This is a genomic window from Stenotrophomonas pictorum JCM 9942 (assembly GCF_001310775.1).
In the GTDB taxonomy this organism is placed as follows: domain Bacteria; phylum Pseudomonadota; class Gammaproteobacteria; order Xanthomonadales; family Xanthomonadaceae; genus Stenotrophomonas; species Stenotrophomonas pictorum.
Genome location: NZ_BAZI01000337.1, coordinates 1 through 2,884 on the forward strand (window position 1 = coordinate 1; position 2,884 = coordinate 2,884).

The window sequence follows — 2,884 nt, forward strand, 5'->3', positions numbered from 1 at the left end:
GCGATGCGGCGCGGCTGGGTGCAGCCGATCATGCCGGCCTCACCGCGGCCCGCCGCCAGGCACAGCTTGGGCAGCTGGGTGGTCTTGCCCGAGCCGGTTTCGCCAGCGATGACCACCACCTGATGCGCGCGGATCAGCGCGGATATCTGCTCGGCTTCACGCGCTATGGGCAGCGCGTCGTCCATGGTGATGGCGATGTGCGTGGCAGCGCGCTGTTGGCGCTGCGCCGATGAGCGCTCAAGCAGCTGCGTGAACGCCTGTTCGGCGCCGGCATCGCCCGGCTTGCCCTGCCACCGCGACCACAACCCCAGCAAGCGCCCGCGGTCGCGGCTCATCGCCCCGTCAATCGCCTTGCGGGCATCGCGCAGGCGCACGGCAATGTCTTTCTGGATAGCGCTCATCGATCGTTCAATGTGAAAACGTGAATTACAGGTATGGTTCCAAGGGCGCTATTGTGAAGCCATTCAACCCGCCAAGGAGAAATGCGTCATGGCCAAAGCCAAGAACAGCAGCAAGCCAGAAGCCGGCAAGAAGAAGCTGGCCGCCGCCGCACCGTCGGCCCCGCATATCGATATCGGGATCAACGACAGCGATCGCAAGAAGGTGGCCGACGGCCTTTCCCGCTTCCTTGCCGATGCCTACACGCTGTACCTGAAGACCCACAACTTCCACTGGAACGTCACCGGGTCGATGTTCAACTCGCTGCACACCATGTTTGAAACCCAGTACACCGAACAGTGGACGGCGCTGGACGAGATCGCCGAGCGCATCCGCGCGCTGGGCTTCAATGCGCCCGGTTCGTACCGCGAATTCGTGGCACTGACCTCGATTCCCGAAGAGCCGGGCCTGACGGACAGCGCCGACTGGCGCGAGATGGTGCAGCAGCTGGTGGCCGGCAACGAGGCGGTATGCCGCACCGCGCGCAAGGTGCTGGAACAGGCAGGAAAAACCGACGATGCGCCCAGTGAGGACCTGCTGACCCAGCGCCTGCAGACCCATGAAAAATACGCCTGGATGCTGCGCTCGCTGCTGCAGTAAGGGCTTCGGGCTGCGCCGCCCTGCGGTATCCAAGGTTCCATTCATGGAGCCTTGGCCCGCGATTGATCAAGCCCCCGGCTTCCCGCGTTCGCCCCCCGCCGTGACACAGGCGGGCTGCGCTGCACAACGCCCGACATCCCGCCGGACTCCGGGCGGCCACACACAACGGGGCTCCCACGGTGCCGTACCGGATGCCACGCGTGGCGCCGCACCCAACGCGCCCTGCCCTGTAGAGACGCGCGAACCTGAGCTTTGCGTTGACACGGCGCCCGGCCGGCATCCGGCAGCAGGTAAACTACGCCGATGCCCCAGAGTCCCGCGCAAGAACTGCTTTCCAGCGTTTTCGGTTACGACAGTTTCCGCGGCGACCAGCAGGCCATCGTCGAACACGTCGCCAGCGGCCATGACGCGCTGGTGCTGATGCCCACCGGCGGCGGTAAGTCGCTGTGCTACCAGATCCCGGCACTGCTGCGCGAGGGTTGTGGCATCGTCATCTCGCCGTTGATCGCGCTGATGCAGGACCAGGTGGAAGCACTGCGCCAGGCAGGCGTGCACGCGGAATTCCTGAACTCCACGCTGGATGCCGAAACCGCCGCGCGGGTGGAACGCGAGCTGCTGGAAGGCCAGTTGCAGTTGCTGTATGTGGCACCGGAGCGGCTGCTGACCGGGCGTTTCCTGTCACTGCTGAGTCGGGCCCGGATTGCCCTGTTCGCCATTGACGAGGCCCATTGCGTCTCGCAGTGGGGACACGACTTCCGGCCTGAATACCGGCAGCTGACCGTGCTGCATGAGCGCTGGCCGCAGATACCGCGCATCGCGCTGACCGCCACCGCCGACCCGCCGACCCAGCGTGAGATCGCCGAGCGGCTGGATCTGACCACGGCCAGGCACTTCGTCAGCTCGTTCGACCGGCCCAATATCCGTTACACCGTGGTGCAGAAGGACAATGCCAAGCGCCAGCTGCTGGATTTCCTGCGCGCACATCGCGACGAGGCCGGCATTGTCTATTGCATGTCGCGCCGCAAGGTCGAGGAAACCGCGCAGTTCCTGTGCAACGAGGGCCTGCAGGCGCTGCCCTATCATGCCGGCATGCCCGCCGACATCCGCGCCGACAACCAGCGCCGTTTCCTGCGCGAAGACGGCATCGTGATGTGCGCCACCATCGCCTTCGGCATGGGCATCGACAAACCGGACGTGCGCTTCGTCGCGCATACCGACCTGCCCAAGTCGATGGAGGGGTATTACCAGGAAACCGGACGCGCCGGCCGTGATGGCGAGCCCGCCGAAGCATGGCTGTGCTACGGCCTGGGCGATGTAGTGCTGCTCAAGCAGATGATCGAGCAGTCCGAGGCCGGCGAGGAGCGCAAGGCGCTGGAGCGCTCCAAGCTCGACCATCTGCTGGGCTATTGCGAATCCATGCAATGCCGGCGCCAGGTGCTGCTGGCCGGTTTTGGCGAAACCTATCCCCGGCCTTGCGGCAACTGCGACAACTGTCTGAGCCCCCAGGCGGCGTGGGATGCGACTGTACCGGCGCAGAAGGCGCTCAGTTGCGTGTACCGCAGCGGCCAGCGCTTTGGGGTAGGCCACCTGATCGACATCCTGCGCGGCAGTGACAACGAACGTATCCGCCAGCTCGGTCACGACCAGCTGAGCACTTTCGGCATCGGCAGCGACCTCGATACCCGCAGCTGGCGCGGTGTATTCCGGCAGCTGGTGGCCGCAAGCCTGCTGGAGGTCGATCCGGAATCACACGGTGGCCTGCGCCTGACCGACGCCAGCCGCGATGTGCTCAAGGGCCGCCGGCAGATGATGATGCGGCGCGAGCGTCCGGCCAGCCGCGACCGCG

The 2,884-nt window shown here is 65.6% G+C and carries 3 protein-coding genes; 2 read left to right on the forward strand and 1 reads right to left on the reverse strand.

Features of this window, described 5'->3' with window-relative positions:
* The coding region (locus tag JCM9942_RS13335; RefSeq protein ID WP_054660269.1) for a hypothetical protein at window positions 1-401 on the reverse strand (401 nt) is incomplete at its 3' end.
* A gap of 88 nt (window positions 402-489) precedes the next feature.
* On the opposite strand from JCM9942_RS13335, the gene JCM9942_RS13340 reads away from it, so the two are divergent.
* Together JCM9942_RS13340 and recQ are read left to right on the forward strand one after the other, a co-directional pair.
* Window positions 490-1,038 carry a Dps family protein gene (locus JCM9942_RS13340; protein WP_054660271.1) on the forward strand — a complete coding sequence of 183 codons (549 nt, stop codon included), beginning with the start codon at window positions 490-492 and terminating at the stop codon, window positions 1,036-1,038.
* Window positions 1,039-1,341: 303 nt separating this feature from the next.
* A partial coding sequence (gene recQ, locus JCM9942_RS13345; protein ID WP_054660273.1) for a DNA helicase RecQ occupies window positions 1,342-2,884 on the forward strand: 1,543 nt, incomplete at its 3' end.